General features: G+C 71.9%; 15 protein-coding genes. 12 read left to right on the top strand and 3 right to left on the bottom strand.

The annotated features are described in order from the left end of the window. Positions 1–11: 11 nt before the first annotated feature. From ACZ518_RS10180 to ACZ518_RS10170, 3 genes are all read right to left on the bottom strand, one after another. Positions 12–1,679 carry a peptidoglycan-binding protein gene (locus ACZ518_RS10180; protein WP_469112567.1) on the bottom strand — a complete coding sequence of 556 codons (1,668 nt, stop codon included), beginning with the start codon at positions 1,677–1,679 and terminating at the stop codon, positions 12–14. Between the two features lie 352 nt (positions 1,680–2,031). Further along, positions 2,032–3,600 carry a S8 family peptidase gene (locus tag ACZ518_RS10175; RefSeq protein WP_469112566.1) on the bottom strand — a complete coding sequence of 523 codons (1,569 nt, stop codon included), beginning with the start codon at positions 3,598–3,600 and terminating at the stop codon, positions 2,032–2,034. A 467-nt stretch (positions 3,601–4,067) separates the two neighbouring features. Further along, positions 4,068–4,367: a transporter substrate-binding protein gene (locus tag ACZ518_RS10170; RefSeq protein WP_469112943.1), complete on the bottom strand. Its 300-nt coding sequence runs from the start codon at positions 4,365–4,367 to the stop codon at positions 4,068–4,070. Between the two features lie 47 nt (positions 4,368–4,414). Here ACZ518_RS10170 and ACZ518_RS10165 point away from each other — a divergent pair, with 47 nt between their 5' ends. The 12 genes from ACZ518_RS10165 (at position 4,415) to hemC (ending at position 18,512) form a co-directional block, all read left to right on the top strand. Then, entirely contained in the window at positions 4,415–4,558 is a 144-nt protein-coding gene (locus ACZ518_RS10165) for a hypothetical protein (protein ID WP_469112964.1), read from the top strand. Positions 4,559–4,989: 431 nt separating this feature from the next. After that, positions 4,990–6,999, top strand: a complete 2,010-nt coding sequence (locus tag ACZ518_RS10160) for an ABC transporter ATP-binding protein (protein ID WP_469112565.1) — start codon at positions 4,990–4,992, stop codon at positions 6,997–6,999. An 88-nt stretch (positions 7,000–7,087) separates the two neighbouring features. Then, positions 7,088–7,966: an NUDIX hydrolase gene (locus ACZ518_RS10155; RefSeq protein WP_469112564.1), complete on the top strand. Its 879-nt coding sequence runs from the start codon at positions 7,088–7,090 to the stop codon at positions 7,964–7,966. Between the two features lie 82 nt (positions 7,967–8,048). Further along, on the top strand, positions 8,049–9,089 hold the full coding sequence (locus tag ACZ518_RS10150) for a phosphotransferase enzyme family protein (RefSeq protein ID WP_469112563.1): 1,041 nt from the start codon (positions 8,049–8,051) through the stop codon (positions 9,087–9,089). Then, positions 9,073–10,449, top strand: a complete 1,377-nt coding sequence (locus ACZ518_RS10145; protein WP_469112562.1) for an MFS transporter — start codon at positions 9,073–9,075, stop codon at positions 10,447–10,449. Before ACZ518_RS10150 ends, ACZ518_RS10145 begins: the two co-directional genes overlap by 17 nt. Beyond that, a complete protein-coding gene (locus ACZ518_RS10140) occupies positions 10,446–11,723 on the top strand; it encodes a methyltransferase (protein ID WP_469112561.1) in 1,278 nt (425 codons plus the stop codon). Before ACZ518_RS10145 ends, ACZ518_RS10140 begins: the two co-directional genes overlap by 4 nt. Positions 11,724–11,908: 185 nt before the next feature. Continuing rightward, the gene (locus ACZ518_RS10135; protein ID WP_469112942.1) at positions 11,909–12,187 is read left to right on the top strand and encodes a GFA family protein; all 279 of its coding nucleotides are present in this window, start codon (positions 11,909–11,911) and stop codon (positions 12,185–12,187) included. A 59-nt stretch (positions 12,188–12,246) separates the two neighbouring features. Beyond that, the gene (locus tag ACZ518_RS10130) at positions 12,247–13,056 is read left to right on the top strand and encodes a class I SAM-dependent methyltransferase (RefSeq protein WP_469112560.1); all 810 of its coding nucleotides are present in this window, start codon (positions 12,247–12,249) and stop codon (positions 13,054–13,056) included. After that, positions 13,053–14,468, top strand: a complete 1,416-nt coding sequence (locus ACZ518_RS10125; RefSeq protein ID WP_469112559.1) for an NUDIX domain-containing protein — start codon at positions 13,053–13,055, stop codon at positions 14,466–14,468. The genes ACZ518_RS10130 and ACZ518_RS10125 overlap by 4 nt, the downstream gene beginning before the upstream one ends. Next, positions 14,465–14,971, top strand: a complete 507-nt coding sequence (locus ACZ518_RS10120) for a GNAT family N-acetyltransferase (protein WP_469112558.1) — start codon at positions 14,465–14,467, stop codon at positions 14,969–14,971. The genes ACZ518_RS10125 and ACZ518_RS10120 overlap by 4 nt, the downstream gene beginning before the upstream one ends. A 29-nt stretch (positions 14,972–15,000) precedes the next feature. Continuing rightward, positions 15,001–17,379, top strand: coding sequence for a methyltransferase, FxLD system (gene fxlM, locus ACZ518_RS10115; protein ID WP_469112557.1), 2,379 nt, complete (start codon positions 15,001–15,003; stop codon positions 17,377–17,379). 173 nt (positions 17,380–17,552) lie between these two features. After that, on the top strand, positions 17,553–18,512 hold the full coding sequence (hemC, locus tag ACZ518_RS10110; RefSeq protein ID WP_469112556.1) for a hydroxymethylbilane synthase: 960 nt from the start codon (positions 17,553–17,555) through the stop codon (positions 18,510–18,512). Positions 18,513–18,527: the final 15 nt, after the last annotated feature.

Raw genomic sequence — 18,527 nt, 5'->3', positions numbered from 1 at the left:
GTGTTTCGGGGTCAGTGGCGCTCTGACAGCTGCTGTTCGTAGAGGCTGGCGGGTGCTACCGGCTTGCCGGGGCTGACGATGGTCCCGAGTGCGGGTGTGGTCGGGAGGTCGTCGTTGTGCTTGCCGTCGACCTGCTGGCCGGTGATGCCGTACGCCCAGTTGTTGGCGGTGGGCGGCGTCAGGATGGTGTACTTCGCGGCCTTGGTGTTCCAGAACATGTTGTTGGCGCCCTGCCAGCCGTGGCCGGTGCCGCCGTCCCAGGCGTTGGCGGCGATGAACGCGCTGTCGGTGCTGTTGATGGTCAGCTGGTCGTACAGGGTGCCCGAGGCCCAGCGCATGTGCGGGCCCGCGTCTATTTGGTCATGGCCCGAGAGGGAGCGGGCGGTGGAGCGGGTGAAGACGTTGGGGCCGGCGGCGAAGGCCTGGGTGGTCCAGGCGTGGACGCGGTCGCCGGTGACGGTGGTGTCGCGGACCAGGACCTGCTGTCCGCCGACCATGAACGCGGGCGGCGGGGCCAGGCCGTCGGGGACGGCCATGTTCAGGTCGGCGGCCCGCTCGATGGTGACGCGGCTGGCGTTGTCGTTGACGTAGAACCCGGAGCCGAAGCGGTTCAGCTTCACGTCCTTGACCCAAACGTCCCGTGCGGCGCCGATCGTCACCAGGCGGGAGGCGAAGGCGCCGGCATCCTTGTTCTTGCCGCCCTCGGGGCGCCCGTAGTCGGCGTGCTCGGTGAACTTGTCCGCGTCCGCGGCGAGGTTCTCCACGCCCGCGTGGGTGACCTGGCCATCGAGGGTGTAATGCCAGGCGGTGCCGCCGCCGTACTTCTTCTCGATCGCCGTCGTGATCGGGGCGTCCAGGGTGAGGGTCCTCCCGGAGACGGCCACCACGGTGCGTACCGCGAGAATGCCGGAGTTCGGCTTCCAGGACTCCCCGCCGGGGATCTTGTTCATGCCGATCGCGTTGATCCACTCCTGAGTGGTCGGGCGCTGGACCACGATCCGCTCGCCCGCCTTGAAGGAGGAGGCGTCCTCGAGGGTGACCTCGGTGGCACCGACGGGCACGTAGTCGTCGGCGATCGTCGCCCGCTGCCCCGTCCTGGTGTAGGCGCCGTCGCCACCGATGGTGATCAGCGAGCCGGGGGTCCCCTGAGCCACGAGTACGGTCCCTCCCGTGGCCACGTCGGTGCCGGAGCCGCGCAGGACGACTCCGTCCGCCAGCTTCAGCGAGGCGGTGACCCGGAACTTCCCCGGCCCCAGGAGGACCGCGCCGCGCACACCGGCAGCCGACGGCTTCAGCTTCGCGGCGCTGTCGAGGGCGGCCTGGATGCGCGCGGTGTCGTCACCGCTGCCGCGTGCGTCGACGCGTCCCACGACGGCGGCGTTCGGCAGGGGGACGCCGCCGCCCTTGTAGCCGGCCGACGAGAAGTCGGGGATCCGGTTCCTGGACGCGTCCGGCGTGTAGGACAGCTTGCCGTCGACCAGGGCCAGGGACGGCACCTTGGCCGTGCCCGGCTGCGTGGCCTGCGCGGCCTGCTCGTCGCTCTGCACCCACACAACCGCCGTCGTCGCGAGCGCCGCGACCGCGCAGGCGGCCGTGATCCGGCCCGCGCTCATCGTCCTGCTGTGCCGCCCCTTGCCCTTCCGGTCCGTCATCGGCTTCTTCGTACGCCTGGCGCTCATCGCGCTGCTCCTCAAAAGTGGTGCGGTGCCCTACGAGCCCCGCAACAGGAAATCGTAGGTGGAATGGAAAATCCAGTCGAAGATTCTTTGGTGATATAACCGTTACAGGTGTGAATCTTCGGCAATGGGGCTGGGGTCGCCGTCGGATCGGCACGCCACACCCGGGTTCCCGGGGACCGCGCCAGCCTGGTACCCGCTGGGGCACACGGGCCGCCGGGATCTTCATGGCCCGGCAGCCCGTGCTCTGTGCCCGTCCCGATGCGCTGCGCTCGTGCAGCGCATCCCTTGTCTGTCCGGGACGGGCCTGGAGGGGGGGCAGGCGGCTGTCGGGCCGGTCTGCCGGGTCAACGGGTCAGAACTGGAGCGACCAGGCGTTGATGTAGCCGATGTCGTCCTTGGCGTTGTCGGTGACGCGCAGGTTCCAGGTGCCGTTGGCGACCTCGCCGGAGGCGTTGACGGTGTAGGTGCCCTGGACGTTGTCCGCGTCGTCGTTGCTGTTGTAGTCCTTCAGGCGGTAGGCGCTGCCGTCGGGGGCGATGAGCTCGACGCGCAGGTCACCGCGGAAGGTGTGGCGGATGTCCACGTTCACCGCCAGGGCCGCCGGCGCGTTGCCGCTGACTCCGGACACGGTGACCGGCGAGTTGACGGTGGCGTTGTCCCTGATCTGGTAGTCGGCCGTGTTCTCGAACTTCGGGCCGCTCGGCGGCGGAGTGGTGCCACCGTTGTTGATGTAGAGCAGCTTGTTCGGGGAACCGGCCTTGGCGTCGGTGACCTTGTTGGGGGTGGCGTCGGCCACGAGCTTGTCGCGGACCTGCGCCGGCGACCAGGACGGGTTGGCCGCGAGGACCAGGGCGGCCGCGCCGGCCACGTGCGGGGAGGCCATCGACGTGCCGCTCTCGACCGCTGTCGCCGTGTCGCTGGAGTAGGACGCCGAGGTGATGTTCACGCCCGGGGCGAACACGTCCAGGCACGCGCCGTAGTTGGAGAACGAGGCACGGGCGTCGTTGCTGTCGGTCGCGCCCACGGTGATGGCGGCGGGCGTTGCAGCGGGTGACTCGGAGCAGGCCTCCGCGTTGTTGTTGCCCCCCGCCACCGCCCAGGTGATACCGGATGCCACCGAGTTGGCCACCGCGTTCTCGAGGGACTGGCTCTTGCCCCCGCCGATGCTCGCGTTGGCCACGGCGGGCCTGACGGCGTTGCGCGTCACCCAGTCGACCCCGCTGATGACAGTCGACCACGGAGCAGTCCCTCCGCAGTCCAGCACCCGTACGGCGACCAGCTTCGCGCCCTTGGCGATCCCGTAGGTGCTGCCGCCGACCGTTCCGGCGACGTGGGTGCCGTGGCCGTTGCAGTCGGAGGCGTTGGAGTCGTTGTCGATGAAGTCGTAGCCGCTGACCGCCCGGCCGCCGAAGTCCTGGTGGGTCGTACGGATGCCCGTGTCCACGACGTACGCGGTGACGTTCGGGGCGGTACCCGGGTAGGTGTACTTCTTGTCCAGCGGCAGGTCCCGCTGGTCGACGCGGTCCAGGCCCCAGGTCGGGTTGGTCTGCGTCTCGGCGGCGCGCGCTATCCCGTCCACCTCCACCCGCGCCACCGCCGGGTTCGCGGCGAGCCGCTTGGCGGCGGCCTCCGGCAGACGGACGGAGAAGCCGCGCAGCGCGTCGGTGTACACGTGGCCCAGCGTGCCGCCGTGCGCCTCCGCCAGGTCGCGGGCGTGCCGCTCGACCTCACCGCGCCCGACCGACGCGTTCAGGGTGACGATGTAGGAGTCCTTCACCACGTCGGCACGCCCCGCGCCGACGATCACTCCCTCGCCCGAGGGAGTGGGGGTCGCGCTCACTGCCGTACCCGCCCCGACCAGCAGGGCAACACTCGTGAACCCTGCGGCGACAGCGCGCAGGCCCACCCTGTGGGAACTCATGCAGATTCCTCCTCGACGACTGTCCGGACCGCGCCGGCCCGGCGAGCACGGAGTAACCCCTCGCGGGCAGGCCGGAGGCAGAACTGACGACCTGACGGAGCCACCGAGGTCCGCGTCCGCACCACGGGGCAGGGACCATCCGGTGACCGCCGGCGATCCCGCAGCGAGAGGCAGGCATGACCGCACCCCCCGGCAGCCATGCCTGCGCGTGACGGCCGCTCCCCTGGGGGAGGTTCCATGACACATCCGGTCGTGCCCTCAACAGGCCACCGAGGTGTGGTTACGGACGAGCCGCCGTCGAGGTAAGAGCATCGTCCGGAATCTGGAACCTAACAATCCGTAGCGCTACCTAAAAGTTTCCGACCGGAGGCGGCGCACCGTTTCCATGGGTTCAGGGGGTGTCTTCCGGCGATCCCGGCGAGGCTGTCGCCTGGGCGCCACGCGCAGGGGCCGGCCCGAGGGGCGCTCTACCGTGCCGGGGCTTCATCCATCACTTCAGCCGTCGGCAAGCGATCCAAGTTGCCTCCCCAGCCGTCGTAGAGGCCGGTCAGGAGTTCGTTCCACGCCCGCCGCGTGCGGTAGGGCGGGTACGGGACGGGGCGGATGACGACTTCCGATGTCCAGATGATGTCGAACTGGCGGTCGGGCCGGATGCGCCCGATACGTACCGTGCGCCAGAGATGTTGATTCTCCTCGTCGACCCGGACCGGGCCTGCGGCGCCTCGAAGTGCATGCCTTTGACCGCGGCGCGTACCGCGGCAGGTGATGCGTCTCCTGCGACGCCGACGCCGACGCCGAAGTGATTGCCCGCCGGATGAACGAGCTCTTCCCCTGCCACGCCGGCACCGCGGCCCTCTACCTCGTCGAGCACGAGTACCTCGCAACGCCGGTCGCGCCGCTCCTCGATCCCTCGGGGATCAGCGCCTGGAACCAGGCCCTGGAGGGCACCTCCGCCTGATCCCTCCTCGCACCCCCATCAGGGCAGCGGCAGCCCCGCCACTGCCCTCCCCGGCATGCCCGCAGACGCCACGGCCCAGCCACCGAACCTGAGCCCACAATCCCCCGCCCGGGTGACAAGACCCTGTTCGAGCGAGTTTCAACACCTCCCCCTCAGGCACGCCAAGCCCACCAGGGCCGACCAGAACATTCGTTCACCATCCGCCCCCGAATCGACCGTGACTCGCCCGATCGGGAGCCGTTCTTAGAGCACCAGTACCAGCCGTGCGCCCATCCGGAGGACCGTGTGAATCCCCAGCCGAACCACCCCGAAGCTCCTTCCGCAATCGAACATCCCAAGTCCGCCCCGTGCACGCGACAGGCGGACGGGCGCCAGGTTGACGCCCCCTCCTCCCGTGGCCGCGGCTCACGACCGGACACCGGGAGGGCGGCGTGAGCAAGGACACCAAGACCGGATCCGGCACCGCGGGGGTGTCGGACTCCGAGCGGCTCCTCTTCGGTGGCGAGCTCGCCTACGACGTCGGCTGGGACCGGCACGAAGGCGCCTGGCTGAAGCTCGGCCTGTGGACCATGGCGAAGGAACTGCCTCGGCTGGTCGGGACGGGCCTGCGGCTCGCACACCTGGCCGACGCCCGTGCCCTGCGCGTCGTCCTGGTCGCCGAAGGAGGCCGCGGGATCGCCCAGGCCGTGGGACTGGTAGCCGTGAACAGCGTCCTCGGACACATCCTGGCGAGCGGCAGCACCAACGAGCGCCTTACGCAGGCCGTGCCCGCCCTCACGGTCGTGGCTGTGACCGCGTTTCTCGGCTCCCTGCTGCGGTCGGCGTCGACGGCGGCCACCGGAACCCTGGAGCCGAAGGTGCAGCGGGTGGCGACCGAGCAGTACCTGGGGCTGGTGCACCGTACGGAGCTCGCCGCGATCGAGGACGACGAGTTCCACCGGCTCCTGGACGCGGCCCGGTACGGCGCTGACTCCGCCCGGCGCATGATCCGCTACTGCACCAACACCCTCAACTCCGCGGTCTCCCTCATCGCCGCGGCCGGCGTGCTGACCGTCCTGCACCCGCTGCTGCTGCCGCTGCTCGTGCTGATGACCCTGCCGAGCGCGTGGAGTTCGCTGATGATCTCCCGCCAGAAGTACATCTCCTTCCACGCCTTCGTCCAGCACGCCCGCGCCGGGCACCTCCTCGGCCAGCTGCTGACCCAGAAGGAGGCAGCGGCGGAGGTCCGCGTGCACGGCGTCGGCCCGTTCCTGCTGGGCCACTTCCGGACCATGGCCGAGACCAGCGAGCGCGAGCAGACCCGGCTGGCCCGCCGCGCCGCGCGGATCGGGCTCGTCGCCGACGGCGCCGGCGGCATCGCCACCCTCCTCACCTACGGGGCCCTGGGCGTGCTGCTGTGGGGCGGGGCCATGGACCTCGCGGTCGCGGGCACGGCCGTCCTGGCCATCCGTACCGGCGCTGCGAGTCTGGACACCCTGGTGCTGCAGATCACCGAGCTGCACCAGGAGTCGCTGTTCGTCGCCGATTTCGAGCGGCTGTGCCGGGAGGCTACGACGCGGGCCATCCCCGTGGGCGGGCAGCCGCTGCCCGAGAGGCTGCGGGAGGTCCGGTTCGAGAAGGTCTCCTTCACGTACCCCGGCAGCGGCAGCAACGAGCCGGAGCCCACACTGCGCGACGTCAGCCTGGGGTTCCCGGCAGGCAAGATCATCGCGCTGGTGGGCGAGAACGGCTCCGGAAAGTCCACGCTGGTCAAGCTGCTGGCCGGCCTGTACCTGCCTGATGAGGGCAGCGGCACGATCTGGTGGGACGACGTCGACGCCCGCACCGCTGACCGCGACCAGGTCTTCGGCCGCGTCGCCCTGATGTCGCAGGACTTCTACCACTGGCCGTTCACCTTCCGCGTGAACGTCGGCATCGGACAGCCCAGCCAGGCCATCAACGATCAAGCGGTCGAGGAGGCTGCCGGTTTCGCCGGCGCCGACCAGGTCCTCGACGACCTACCGCGCGGGCTCGGCACGCTCCTGGCCCGCGGCTACCGCGGCGGGCACCAGATCTCGGGCGGCCAGTGGCAGCGGATCGGCATCGCGCGGGCGAAGTACCGGGAGGCCGAGATCCTGATCGTGGACGAACCGACCAGCGCCCTGGACGCCGTCGCCGAGCAGCGGGTCTTCGATCAGATCAGGGCCCTGGCCGCGACCTCCGGCCAGACGATCGTGCTCATCACGCACCGCCTGCACTCCGTGCGCCACGCGGACCTCATCCACGTCCTCAAGGACGGCCGGGTCGCGGAGTCGGGCACCTTCGCCGAGCTGATGGACGAGGAGACCGGTACGGGTGAATTCCGCGCCGCCTACCTCGTCCAAGCCGCGGCCTTTGACGCCTCCCTCCCGTCCCAGCCGCCCGGCGACCACGACGCACTGACCGCAAGGAACAGGTCATGAGCGCGGACCCGACGCGTCTGGCGCTCGTCCACGGCAGCCGGCCGCTCTGCCTGTTCACCTCGCCCACCCCCATGCCAAGGAGCCTGTGATGTCCCTGTCCGAAGATCCGCTCGGAACCGCCGCGCTGCTGGTCGACTCCCGTGGCCGCTACCTGCTGCACCTTCGGGACGCCAACAAGAAGATCTGCGACCCGGGGACGTGGAGCATCCCCGGCGGCAACCGCGAAGGGGCGGAGTCCTCCCGGGAGGCGGTGGAGCGGGAACTGCTGGAGGAGACCGGCTTGACCGTCCCGCTGGAGGAGTTCACGGTCGTCGACTGCGTCGGCCCCGACGGGATCGAGGGCCGGATCCGCGTCTACCTCGGCGCCTGGGACGGCGACGCCGACAGCCTGCCGTGCCCCGAGGGCATCATGTTCCGCCACTTCGGCGCCGACACCATCCCGTACCTGACGATGTGCCCGTGGACGACGGAGGTCATCGACCTCCACCAAGCCCAGGCCCCCGCCTCAGTGCCGCAGGCCCGCCCTGGAGGCCGGGCGCGGCTCAACGTCGTGGGCGTCCACCTCTATCTGGAGCAGGACGGCCAGGTGCTGCTCGGCCTCCGGCACCCCGACTCCGCGTACGCGGGCTCCACCCACCACTTCCTCGCCGGGCACTGCGAGCAGGAGTCCGCGGTGGCCTGCCTGGTGCGGGAGGCGGAGGAGGAGGCCGGACTCGTCATCGATCCGGAGGACGTGGAGCTTGCGCACGTGGTGCACATGGTGGACGAACCCGGCGCGCAGCCCCGGGTCGGGTTCGTCTTCCGCGCCCGTCAGTGGACGGGCACGCCGCAGGTGCGCGAGCCGGACCGCTGCGTGTCGTGGGGCTGGTGGCCCGCCGACGCCCTCCCCGACCGGGTCGTCCCGTACACCCGCGCCGCGATCGAGGGCATCCGGGCCGGCCGCCTCTACACGGAGATGGGGTGGTGACCGTGCCCACCGCCCGATGGCCGGACCCGTTCCCGGGGCCGGCACGGTTCCGCGGCCGCCGGGTCACGTCCGGGGCGTCGCGATGAGCGCGGAGTCCGAGCCGGTGACCACGGCCGTGGCCGCCATCCTGCCGCGCTGCTACGGGATCGTCCCCACCGCGGTTGTGCACGGCCCTCGGGGGACTGCGACGCACAACTACGTGGTCGCGGGCGAAGACGGCCGACGCTGGTTCGTCAAGGCCTATCCGCCGGGCACGGACCTCCAGGGCGAGCAGGAGGCGCTGCGCCTGGCCGAGTTCGCACGCAGTCGCGAGGTGCGGGTACCCGCGGTGCGCCGGTCGGCAGCGGACGAGCTCATCGTGGCGGCCGAGGGTACGGCGGTCTCCGTCTCCGAGTACCTCGACGGCGCGCACACCGCTGAGGGTGGCCTGCAGGGCCGCAGGTGGGCAGCGGTCGGAGAAGCGGTGGGTTGTCTGCACCGTGTCCTCGCCCGGCATCCCGCCGGGCCTCCGAGGCCGGTTCCGGCGCGCGAGGTCTGCGACGTCGAGCGGGCCCGTCAGCGTCTGGAGCGGCTGCTCGCTCAGTACGAGGGAGGAACGACCGGTGGGGAGTTCGCCACGTGGGCACGCCGGACCGCGGAGCAGCGCCACGCCGCCCTGCCCCGCGTCGCAGCCTTGCTCGAAGGGCTCCCCCCGATGCTGACGGCCCAGATCGTGCACGGTGACCTCGCCTCCCCCAACGTGCTGCTGCGCGGGCAGGAGGTGGCGGGCCTGATCGACTTCCGTCCGCCCCGGCACCGCAGTGCCGTGTGGGAGCTGGGCCGGATCGTCCTCGATCCGCGCACCGTACTCGCCAACCCCGACTGGCCCGCGGGCCTGGGGGAGGCAGTCGCGGCCTACCGCGAGGAGCACCCTGGGCTGCCGGTGGGGCAGCTGCTCGCCGTCCCCCAGGTGGCGGCTGGATACCTGGCCTGCTCGGTCTACCCGCTGTCCGAACCCGTCGACAGCCCGGCCGCGGTCACTCCCGAGCTCGAGGCCTACGGGCGGGCCCGGCATGCGGCCGTCGGGCTGCTCACCGAGCGCCTGGACGAGGCCGAGGAGGTGCTCCGTGACCGCCTCACCTGACACCACCGGGGCCGCCTCGCTATGGCGGCACCGTGACTTCCGGCGGTACCTGACCGGGCAGACCGCGAGCGTGGCCGGCAGCTCCGTCAGCTCGATGGCACTCCCCGTCCTGGCCGTAATCGAACTGGACGCCACCGCCGGCCAGGTCGCCCTGCTCGCCTTCCTGGGCCAGCTCCCGCCCGCGCTGCTGGCGCTGCACGCCGGGGCCCTCGCCGACCGGCACTCCAAGCGCCAGCAGATGATCACCGGTGACCTGCTCAGCGCCGCGGCCCTGGCTACCGTGCCGCTGGCGGCGGCCCTCGGCGTGCTGACTCTGACGCAACTCATGGTCGTCGCCGCGGTCCAGGGAGCCGCAGGCGTGCTGCACGACGCGGCGGCGATCAGTCTCCTGCCCCAGCTGGTCGAGAAGTCTCTGATCCAGCGGAGCAACAGCCGGATCGGGAGCCTGTTCGCGATCGCCGCGACTGGCGGCAGCAACCTCGGCGCCGCCCTGACCGCACTGCTCGGTCCGGCCCGCGCCCTTCTCGGCGACGTCGCGTCCTTCCTTCTGAGCGCCTGGTGCACCGCCCGTATCCAGACCCGTGAGGCGAGTCCGGCCCGGGTGGAGAAGCTCCGGCTGCGGACGGAGATCGTCGAGGGCCTGCGGTACGTGCACGCCGACCACCGGCTGAGCGTGCTGACCTGGGTCAACGCCACCACTTCGCTGGCCCTGGCGTTGCTCAACACGCTGTGGGCGCTGTACCTGCTGCGGGTCCTGGGGATGAGTGCGACCGTCTTCGGCGTGGTCCTGGGGGTCGGCGCGCTGGGGGCGGCAGTCGGCGCCTTCGCCGCACCGGCCCTCGCGCGCGCGTACGGGCCCGGGCCGATGATGCTCGGCGCGCTCACCCTCACCCCGCTCACCCAGCTCCCGCTACTGCTGGCCTCCCCGGGCATCGGCTGGCAGATCGCCATCTCAGCGGCCCTGTTCCTGCAGCTGGTCTGCGCCGGAGCCGCGGGCACTACCCAGCGGTCCATCCGGCAGATCATCACTGAGTACCGCATGCAGGCCCGGATGCAGGCCGTGAGCACCTGCCTGACCTCCGGCGCCCGGCCCCTGGGGGCGCTGCTGGCCGGCGGCCTCGGCAGCTGGGCGGGAGTACGGCCCGCGCTCGTTGTCGGCGCCTGCCTGCTCCTCGTACCGGTCGTGGTCCTGGCGCTTTCACCGTTGCGCGCCCTGCGCGACATGCCCGATCCGCCGCCCGAGCCGGATGACCAGGGCGATTCCACGGGACAACCGCGCCCTGCACCCGCCGCGAACGTGCCCGGGCCGTCACCCGCCGCTGCGCCCAGGCAGGCCTCCCTGGAGGGTGGTACGTCGTGACACAGACGTCCAACGACGATCGCAAGGAACTGTTCATGCCGTCCGACCACGTGCCGGCCCTGCTGCTGCGGGGCCCGTCCGCCGGCCAGGAGGCGAAGCGTGCCAGGGCCGAGATGGTCGCCCGGCTGGAGACGGCCGGCGACCTGCGTCCCGGACCGGTCCGCGATGCGCTGCTGGCCCTTCCCCGCGAAGAGCTGATGCCGCAGGCGTATGTGCGGCGCAGCAAGCCGGAGGAGTCCCGGCCGCGCTGGGACCTGCTCGACTGGGCGGTCCCGGCGGACCGGGAGGAGTTACTGGGCGTGCTGTACGGCGGGGAGAGCGTGCTGGTCCAGCACGATGGCGAGCCGATCCTCGGCCGGGTGCCGGGGCCGCGGTCAGGCGGGGCGATCACCTCGATGTCCAGCACGGTCGGGATGACCGCCGGCCTGCTCGAGGAGCTGGGCCTCCGGCCCGGGCAGCGGGTGCTGGACATCGGTACCGGTGCCGGGGTGACGGCAGCGGTGGCCTGCCGGATCTGCGGCGACACCGACGTCGTCACCGTCGACCGGGACCCACACGTCACCGCGTCCGCCCGCCATCACCTTGAGGCGCTGGGCCACGTGCCCATGGTGATGACCGGTGACGGCTCGGACGGCTGGCCGGGGCGAGCTCCGTACGAGCGGATCTTCGTCTCCTACGCGGTGCCTCGGGTGGCGCGAGCGTGGGTGGAGCAGCTCGCGCCCGGCGGGCGGCTGTTGGTATCCGTCACAGGTGTCTCGCCGTCCTGGCCGGGGCTGGCCGTCGTCACCAGGACGCCTGAAGGAGGGGCGCAAGGAGAGCTTCGAGCAGTGGAGTTCGGGCATCGGCCCGGCCACGGCTTCGACCGCATCTTCCTCTCCCGCGCCTTCCTCGACCGCATCGCCGCAGAGACCGGGACGACCAGCGTCAGCCACCAAGCGCCGCCCACGGACGAGCAGCGCGGGATGTGGCTGGCGCTGGAGCACCTGCGCCCGGGTCTGGTCCGCAACTGGGGCGCCGGCCATCTGATGATCGGGGCGCCGGGATGCGGCTCGTGGATGAGCGCCCGTCCCGACGGCCACGGCTCGTGGATCGTCACCGCCAATGGGCCACGGCACATCTGGGAGGAGATCCAGCAGGTAGCCGCCCAGTGGCGCGCTGCAGGATCTCCCGCCTCCTACCGCCTGCACATCGACGCAGACGGCCGCCAGTGGGTCAGTGCCGGGTCCGGAACGGCGGAGCTGTCCTGGCCGCTGCCCTCCAGCCCCGCCCCGTGAGCCGAAGGCCGTCCGAGCTGTTCCAGCAACCCTTCCCACCGGAGTTGATCACTTGAACGCCCTGCCCAGCACCGCCCCCCGGTCCGGCGGCTGCCTCTGCCGGCGGATCCAGTTCACCGTTTCCGGGCCACTACCCCCACACCTGCAGCTGCCCGCACTGCCAGGAGCTGTCGGGCGGCCCGATGATGGCCTGGGTGTCGTTCCCTCTGAACAGCCTGAAGTGGACCGGCGACGGCGGCGAGCCGGCCTGGCACTCCACATGGCCGGACTCCCGGCGCGGGTTCTGCCCGCGCTGCGGCAGCCAGTTGTGCGCCCTGGACGACGGCGCCACCAGCATCGCGGTCACCCTGTCCGCGCTGGGCAACAACCCGGCCGACCTGGTCCCGGTCAACCAGAGCTACCGCGACACCGCGGTCCCCTGGCTGCCCCAGGTCCCCGACACCCGCCCCCACCACCCTGCCTGACCACCTCCGACACCGTCCGGGCAGCCGGCGCCGGCGTGTCTGCCCGCCGTGAGCCAACGATGGGAAACACCTTGGCCCTGTTCCGTTCCCTGGCCGACGACTATGCCCGCTACCGGCCCGGTCTGCCCGACGAGGCCGCTGTCTTCCTGGCCTCACTGCTCGACGGGCTTCCGGCGCCGACGCTGCTGGACCTGGGCGCCGGTACCGGGCAGGTCGCGGCAGCTCTGCTGCCGTACGTAGTTCGCGCCGACCTCATCGACCCGGACACGGGCATGCTCGACCAGGCCCAACGCCTGCTGTCCGAACTCCCGGGTAGGGCCACCGTGGCCGTGCACCCGGTCCGCGCGGAGGCGTTCACCGCACCGCACCCGGGCTACCAGACCGACCTGATCACCTGCAGCCGGGCGTTCCACTGGATGGGCCGCCCCACGGTGTTGGCCATGGCAGACCGGGTGGCCGCACCACACGCCGCCGTCGCGATCACGGGCGACGGCAGCCTGTGGACCCACCCGGCCGAGTGGACCGCCGCGCTCAAGGGCCTGATCCAGTCCGACCTCGGAGAAGACCGCCGCGCCGGCACCACCGGCGCCTACCGTGAGCCCGGCCGCCGCTACGAAGACGACCTGGCCGCCTCGGCCTTCTGCTCCATCACCGAGCACCGCTTCCCCTTCGCCCGCGACTGGACCCCTCGCGGCGTCCTGGGATACCTGCGGTCCACCAGCTTCGCCCGGCCCGACCTCTTCGCCGACCACACCCGATTCGAGAAACAGGCCCAAGCCCTCCTCCAGCAGCACGCCCAGGACGGAGTCCTGCACGAGGACGGCGTGTTCACCGTGCTGCTCGCCCGCCGCCCGGGGACGTCGCGGTGAGCGGCGGGGACCGGCACACCGTGCCGGTCGACGTGCACCTCGTCCTGCGCCGCGACGGCGAGACCGGTCCGGAGGTACTGCTCTCACGCCGGGCCGGCCCCGTCTACGCGAGCGGCCTGTGGCATCTCCCCTCCGGGCACCTCGACCCGGGCGAAGACATGGTCGAGGCCGTGATCCGGGAGGCCCTCGAGGAAACCGGTGTCCTCATCTCGGCGGAGGACGTGACCGCGGCCGTCACCGTCCACCACCACCCGCCCACCGGCTCCCGCTCCCGCATCGGTGTCTTCTTCGAGGTGCGCAGATGGTCCGGCCGGCCCCAGGTCATGGAGCCGGACCGCTGTGACGGCATGGACTGGTACCCGCTCGACGCCCTCCCCTCGCCGATGGTGGCGTACTGCCGGGCCGGTCTGGACGCCTACCGCGCCGGCCTGCCCGCCGCCGTGCACTTCCAACAGCCGGGCGACACCGTCGAACACAGCCCGGACGGTCCCGACCGCACCCGCCTCCTGGCCGGCCCGCCGACCGGTGAGGTGGAGCTGCCGTACCGGCTGCGCCTCTTCGCCGAGCAGGCCATCGGCCGGATCGCGCACGCGACGGAAGTCTCCTGGGTACGCACCGGCAGCCGGGTGTGGCGGATTTCAGGGGCTGCTGGTGGCACCTGGTACCTGAAGCGGCACCGCGGGCGGAAGTTCCATGACCGGGAAGTCGCCGCGTACCGGTCCTGGGTGCCGGCGCTCGGGCCGAGGGCTCCCCGTCTGATCGCAACCGACCCGGCGGCGCAGGCCGTCGTCGTCAGCTCGCTGGCCGGACGTTCGCTGCACGGTATGGTCCTCGGCGCTGCCGACGAGGCGCGGGTCCAGCACGATCTGGGCCGTCTCGTCCGCGCCCTCCACGGCAGTGCTCCCGAGCAGCCGACTGAGTCCGCGACGGCCGCCGACAAGGTCGAGCGCCATCTGGAAGGCGCTCGACCGTACCTGGCCGAGGGAGACGAGAGCCTCGTCCTCGCCTTGGCCAGCGCCTACGCGGACCTGCCGAAGCCCGTACTCGTGCCCACCCACGGAGACCTGCAGTACCGCAACGTCCTGCTCGACGACGCCGGCGAAGTGCAGCTGTTCGACTTCGAGCGGTCCGAGTACGGGACGGTGACGCGGGACCTGGTGCGGCTGAGCGACACCTGGACCGGCCGCCCGGACCTGCGGGCCGCGTTCCTCGACGGCTACGGCAGACCGCTCACACCCACCGAAGAGCTGCGCCTTCAGTGCGAGGCCGCCTTCGACGCCGTCTCCGGCATCGACTACGGAACCAGCCACGCCGACCCCGAGGTGACCGAGCGCGGCCACCGCACCCTGCGCCGACTCCACGCCCATAACCCGTGGGCCCCACATGCCCCTTCAGGGAAGGAAACACCGTGACCGAACCTCGCCTGGCCACCCCCGCGGACGCCGCCGAGATCGCCCGCCTGCGCTCGGAGAACATCCTCAGCGAACCCCTCGACGAAACCTGGCTCACCACGTGCGCCGACCAGCTCGCCTTACGCCTCCAGGACGGCGGTGACGCCCGCGCCTACGTCATCGACTCGCCCAGCGGCGGGCTCGCCACCTGCGCCCTCGGCCTGGTCCACGCCGTCCTTCCCGCCCCGAAGTACCCCAAGGGGCTGGCCGTACGGATCCACGCCGTCGCCACCGACCCCGCCCACCGGCGCCACGGCTACGCCAAGGCCGCGCTCGCCGCGCTCCTCGACCACCTGGAACGCGACGGAGTCACCCTGTACGAGCTGTACGCCAGCGCCGGGTCAGCCCCGCTGTACGAGGGTCTCGGCTTCGCCCCCGACCCGGCGCTCATGCGGATGACGCGCTTCCCCGAACCGGCCGCCCTCTACGGACCCGCCTTCCAGCGCCCCGCCGATCTCTCCTGAGGAACCCGACGAAAGGGAGCACGTACCGCATGAACACCACGCACACCGCGCTGGACTGGCACGCCCACTACGAGGCCGGCCGCGACTTCCGCCCGCTGACCGACACCGAAAAGGCCGTCCTCACCGAGCACCTGGCCCTGCCGCAGGACACCCAGGACGCCCGGGACGCCCGGGCCTTGGACGTGGCCTGCGGGACCGGTGAGCTCGCCCGCTTCCTCGCCGCTGCCGGGTACCGGGTCGACGCGGTGGACTGGGCCCAGTCCGCTGTCGAGCGTGCCACCGCGGTCTCGGACGAGGTCGCCTTCCACCAGCTCGACATCAGCGGCGGGGACCTCTCCTCCCTCGCGCCGGCCACCGGCGGCTATCGGGTCATCACCATGCGCCGGGCCCTGGCTCACCTGCCCGACCGCACCCGTACGGTCACAGAACTCGCCGCACTGCTCGAAGAGGACGGCACGCTGTGCGTGATCACCCCGCACGCGGACCGGCACCGGGAGGAGTTGCGCGGGATCTGCCTGGACGACGCCGAGATCGACCTCCTCGCCGACGGCTGGCAGCACAGCGAGCGCGCCGAGGCAGGCGACTCCACCGTCCTGCTGCTGCGCGGGCCCAAGACCGCCCCCGTCGCGTACAGCGAGAAGCGGACGCCGAAGCCGGCCGCGATGGCCGGAGTCGCGGTCGTCGTCACCAACGACCGCGGGCAGGTCCTTCTCGGCTGGAACCCTTCCCGAGCCGTGTGGGAACTCCCCGCGGGCAAGGTGGAGCCGGGCGAGGCGTTCGAAGCCACCGCGGTACGCGAGCTCGCCGAGGAGGCGGGCCTGCACGCCCGGACGGAGACCGTGCTGCTGCTGGGGACGCTGTGCGACGCCACCCACGGCTTCACCCGCATCACCGAGATCGCCCGCGTCACCGACTACACCGGCCACCCCACGGCGTGCGAGCCGGAGTTGATCACCCGGTGGGAGTGGCACACCCCTTCCGCCGTGCGGAGCCTGCCACAACCGCTGTTCACCGCGTCCGCCCAAGCCCTGAACGTGGTGTGGCCGGGCCTTCTGCCCGGAGTCCCGCCCGCGCACCACACCCCCAGGCCGGCGAACGACGTACCGCTGACGTTCACGGAACCGGCCACGGCGGTCCGGCTCCGCCAGCAGCTGGTCCGGGAACTCACAGAAGCCGGGTGGACCGACACCCCTGAGCTTCGGCGGGCGTTCACGACGGTGCCCCGGCACGCCTTCCTGCCCGAGCAGCCGCTCGCCCAGGCGTACGCCAACGAGGCTGTGGCCACCGTGTTCGACGAGGACACCGGCCGGTCGATGAGTTCGGTTTCCCAGCCCGAGATGCAGGCGGTCATGCTGCGCCGGGCCAACCTCCGGCCGGGCGCGAACGTCCTGGAAATCGGAGGCGGCGGCTACAACGCCGCCCTCATCGCCGAGCTTGTCGGCCCGCACGGGTCGGTGGTGTGCGTGGAGATCGACCCCTACGTGCACGCCCGCACGCAGCGCTTCCTGGCCGAGACCGGGTACGCGGACCGGGTCCGGCCCGTCCTCGGCGACGGCACCCACGGCGCCCCCGGGCACCTGGTTCCGGAGAACGGCTTCGACGCCGTCATCGTCACCGTCGCCTCGAACGACCTGCCCTGGCGCTGGTCCAGTCAGCTCGCGGAAGGCGGGCACCTGGTCGTGCCGCTGCGCATCGGCGGATTCACGCAAGCTGTCGGCCTGCGCAAGGAGGACTGGGCGCTGGTCTCCACGGACATCAGCCCGTGCGGGTTCGTCCCCCTGCAGGGCGCCGGCCGGTGGGACGACACCCCGGCCCCGATCGGGGAGACCGGCTACGGGATCCGCTGGGAGGACACCCCGCCTGCCCCGCTCGACGGCCTGGACCGGGCCCTGGCCGCAGGCGGGACGGAGTTGTGGACCGGGGTGACGGTCCGCGGCGGCGAGTCGTTCGAGGACCTGCAGCTGTGGCTGGCCACCTCCCTGGGCGGCTTCTGCCGGATGGACGGCGATCCGGACCGCCCGGGCCCGGTGCGGCTGCCGAAGAGGTCCGGTGCCGAAGCCGTCGTCCTCGGCCGCTCGCTGGCCTGCCTGATGGTGGAGAAGCGCGAGCACGACGAAACCACTGACATCTCCACATGGGAGTTCGGGGTGCAGTCCTTCGGGGAGAACGGCAAGTCCGCCGCGGACACGATCGCTGCGGCCGTGCACACCTGGGACCGGGAACTGCGCGGCCGGGCCACCCCTCGGCTGACGGTGCTGCCCCCGGACACGCCCGACTCCCGCCTCCCCGCCGGGAACGTTGTCGGGAAGAACGACTGCCGCATCGTCGTCAGCTGGCCGGGCCGTGACGGCACCACCGACAGCGCCGTTGGACGTGGCGCGGTACAAGGGAGGTCCGACAAGCAGTGATCATCTGGATCAACGGAGCCTGCGGCAGCGGGAAGAGCACCTTGGCCGCGTACGCCGCTGAGACGTTCGCGCCCTTGCGCTTGTCGCCCGGGCTCGTCCATCTCGCCCTTCACGTCGACCCGGACCCGCCGCCTTCCCACCCACCTCGAATCCGCCGATGGAGTCCGACCCTGATGACCAGCACCACCGACCTCACCACCGTCCGGCTGGGTACCCGGCCCAGCCCGATGGCCCTGGAGCAGACCGGGCGCTTCGCCGTCGCCTTCCGGGCCCGCTACCCGCAGGCGGTCCTCGACATCGTCGAGATCATCTCCGAGGGCGACCGGCACCGTGGCCCGCTCTCGGCGATCGGCGGCAAGGGGGCCTTCACCCGCAACGCGGACCAGTACCTCCTGGACGGACGCGTCCAGGCCACGATCGCCTGCGCCAAGGACGTGCCCGGCCCGCACGACCGCTCCCCCGGCATCGTCATCGGAGCGGTCCTGCCCCGTGAGGACACCCGCGACGCTCTCGTCCTCCCCACCGGCCAGCCTGTGACCACGCTCGCCGAGCTGCCGCCGGGCACCCGGGTCGGTACCAGCGCGCCCCGCCGGTCAGCCCTCCTCAAGGCCCTCCACCCGACACTCGTGCAGGTACCGATCCGGGGCAACGCCGACAGCCGACTGCGCGCACTCGACGCGGGAACGCTCGGCGCGGACGTCATGATCGCCGCCCTGGCCGGCCTTCGTCGCCTCGGCCAGGAGCACCGGGCCTGCGAGGTCCTCGACCCCGCCGTGTGGCTGCCCGCGGCCGGGGCGGGGACCGTGATCGTCGAGCACCGTGCCGACGACCCCGTCACCGGGCACCTGCTCGCTCCCCTCACCCATGCCCCCACCCGGATCCTGCTGGACGCCGAGCGGGCCGCGCTCGCCACCCTGCAGGGCGGGTGTCTGACAGCCGCCTCCGCCCACGCCACCCTCGACGCAGCGTCGGGCGTGGTCACCGTGCACGCGGCCGTTCTCGACCCGGCCGGCGGCGACCCTCTGCGCGCCTGCGCGTCCGGCCCCACGACGGCAGCCACTGCTGTCGGGCAGGACGCAGGCCGACAGCTGCTGGGCGCCGGGGCGACGCGTCTTCTCGGACGGCCCGCATGACCGAACCAAACGCCC

This window comes from Streptomyces sp. NPDC033966 (genome assembly GCF_055575955.1).
Note: the sequence above shows the minus strand (reverse complement) of the source record. Positions and strands in the feature narration are given on the sequence as shown.

Excerpts from the sequence above, each read along its gene's own strand:
- ACZ518_RS10180 (WP_469112567.1), bottom strand. The coding sequence starts at position 1,679 with ATGAGCGCCAGGCGTACGAAGAAGCCGATGACGGACCGGAAGGGCAAG.
- ACZ518_RS10165 (WP_469112964.1), top strand. The coding sequence starts at position 4,415 with ATGAACGAGCTCTTCCCCTGCCACGCCGGCACCGCGGCCCTCTACCTC.
- ACZ518_RS10175 (WP_469112566.1), bottom strand. The coding sequence starts at position 3,600 with ATGAGTTCCCACAGGGTGGGCCTGCGCGCTGTCGCCGCAGGGTTCACG.
- ACZ518_RS10135 (WP_469112942.1), top strand. The coding sequence starts at position 11,909 with ATGGCCTGGGTGTCGTTCCCTCTGAACAGCCTGAAGTGGACCGGCGAC.
- ACZ518_RS10130 (WP_469112560.1), top strand. The coding sequence starts at position 12,247 with ATGGGAAACACCTTGGCCCTGTTCCGTTCCCTGGCCGACGACTATGCC.
- ACZ518_RS10155 (WP_469112564.1), top strand. The coding sequence starts at position 7,088 with ATGTCCCTGTCCGAAGATCCGCTCGGAACCGCCGCGCTGCTGGTCGAC.
- hemC (WP_469112556.1), top strand. The coding sequence starts at position 17,553 with ATGACCAGCACCACCGACCTCACCACCGTCCGGCTGGGTACCCGGCCC.
- fxlM (WP_469112557.1), top strand. The coding sequence starts at position 15,001 with ATGAACACCACGCACACCGCGCTGGACTGGCACGCCCACTACGAGGCC.
- ACZ518_RS10150 (WP_469112563.1), top strand. The coding sequence starts at position 8,049 with ATGAGCGCGGAGTCCGAGCCGGTGACCACGGCCGTGGCCGCCATCCTG.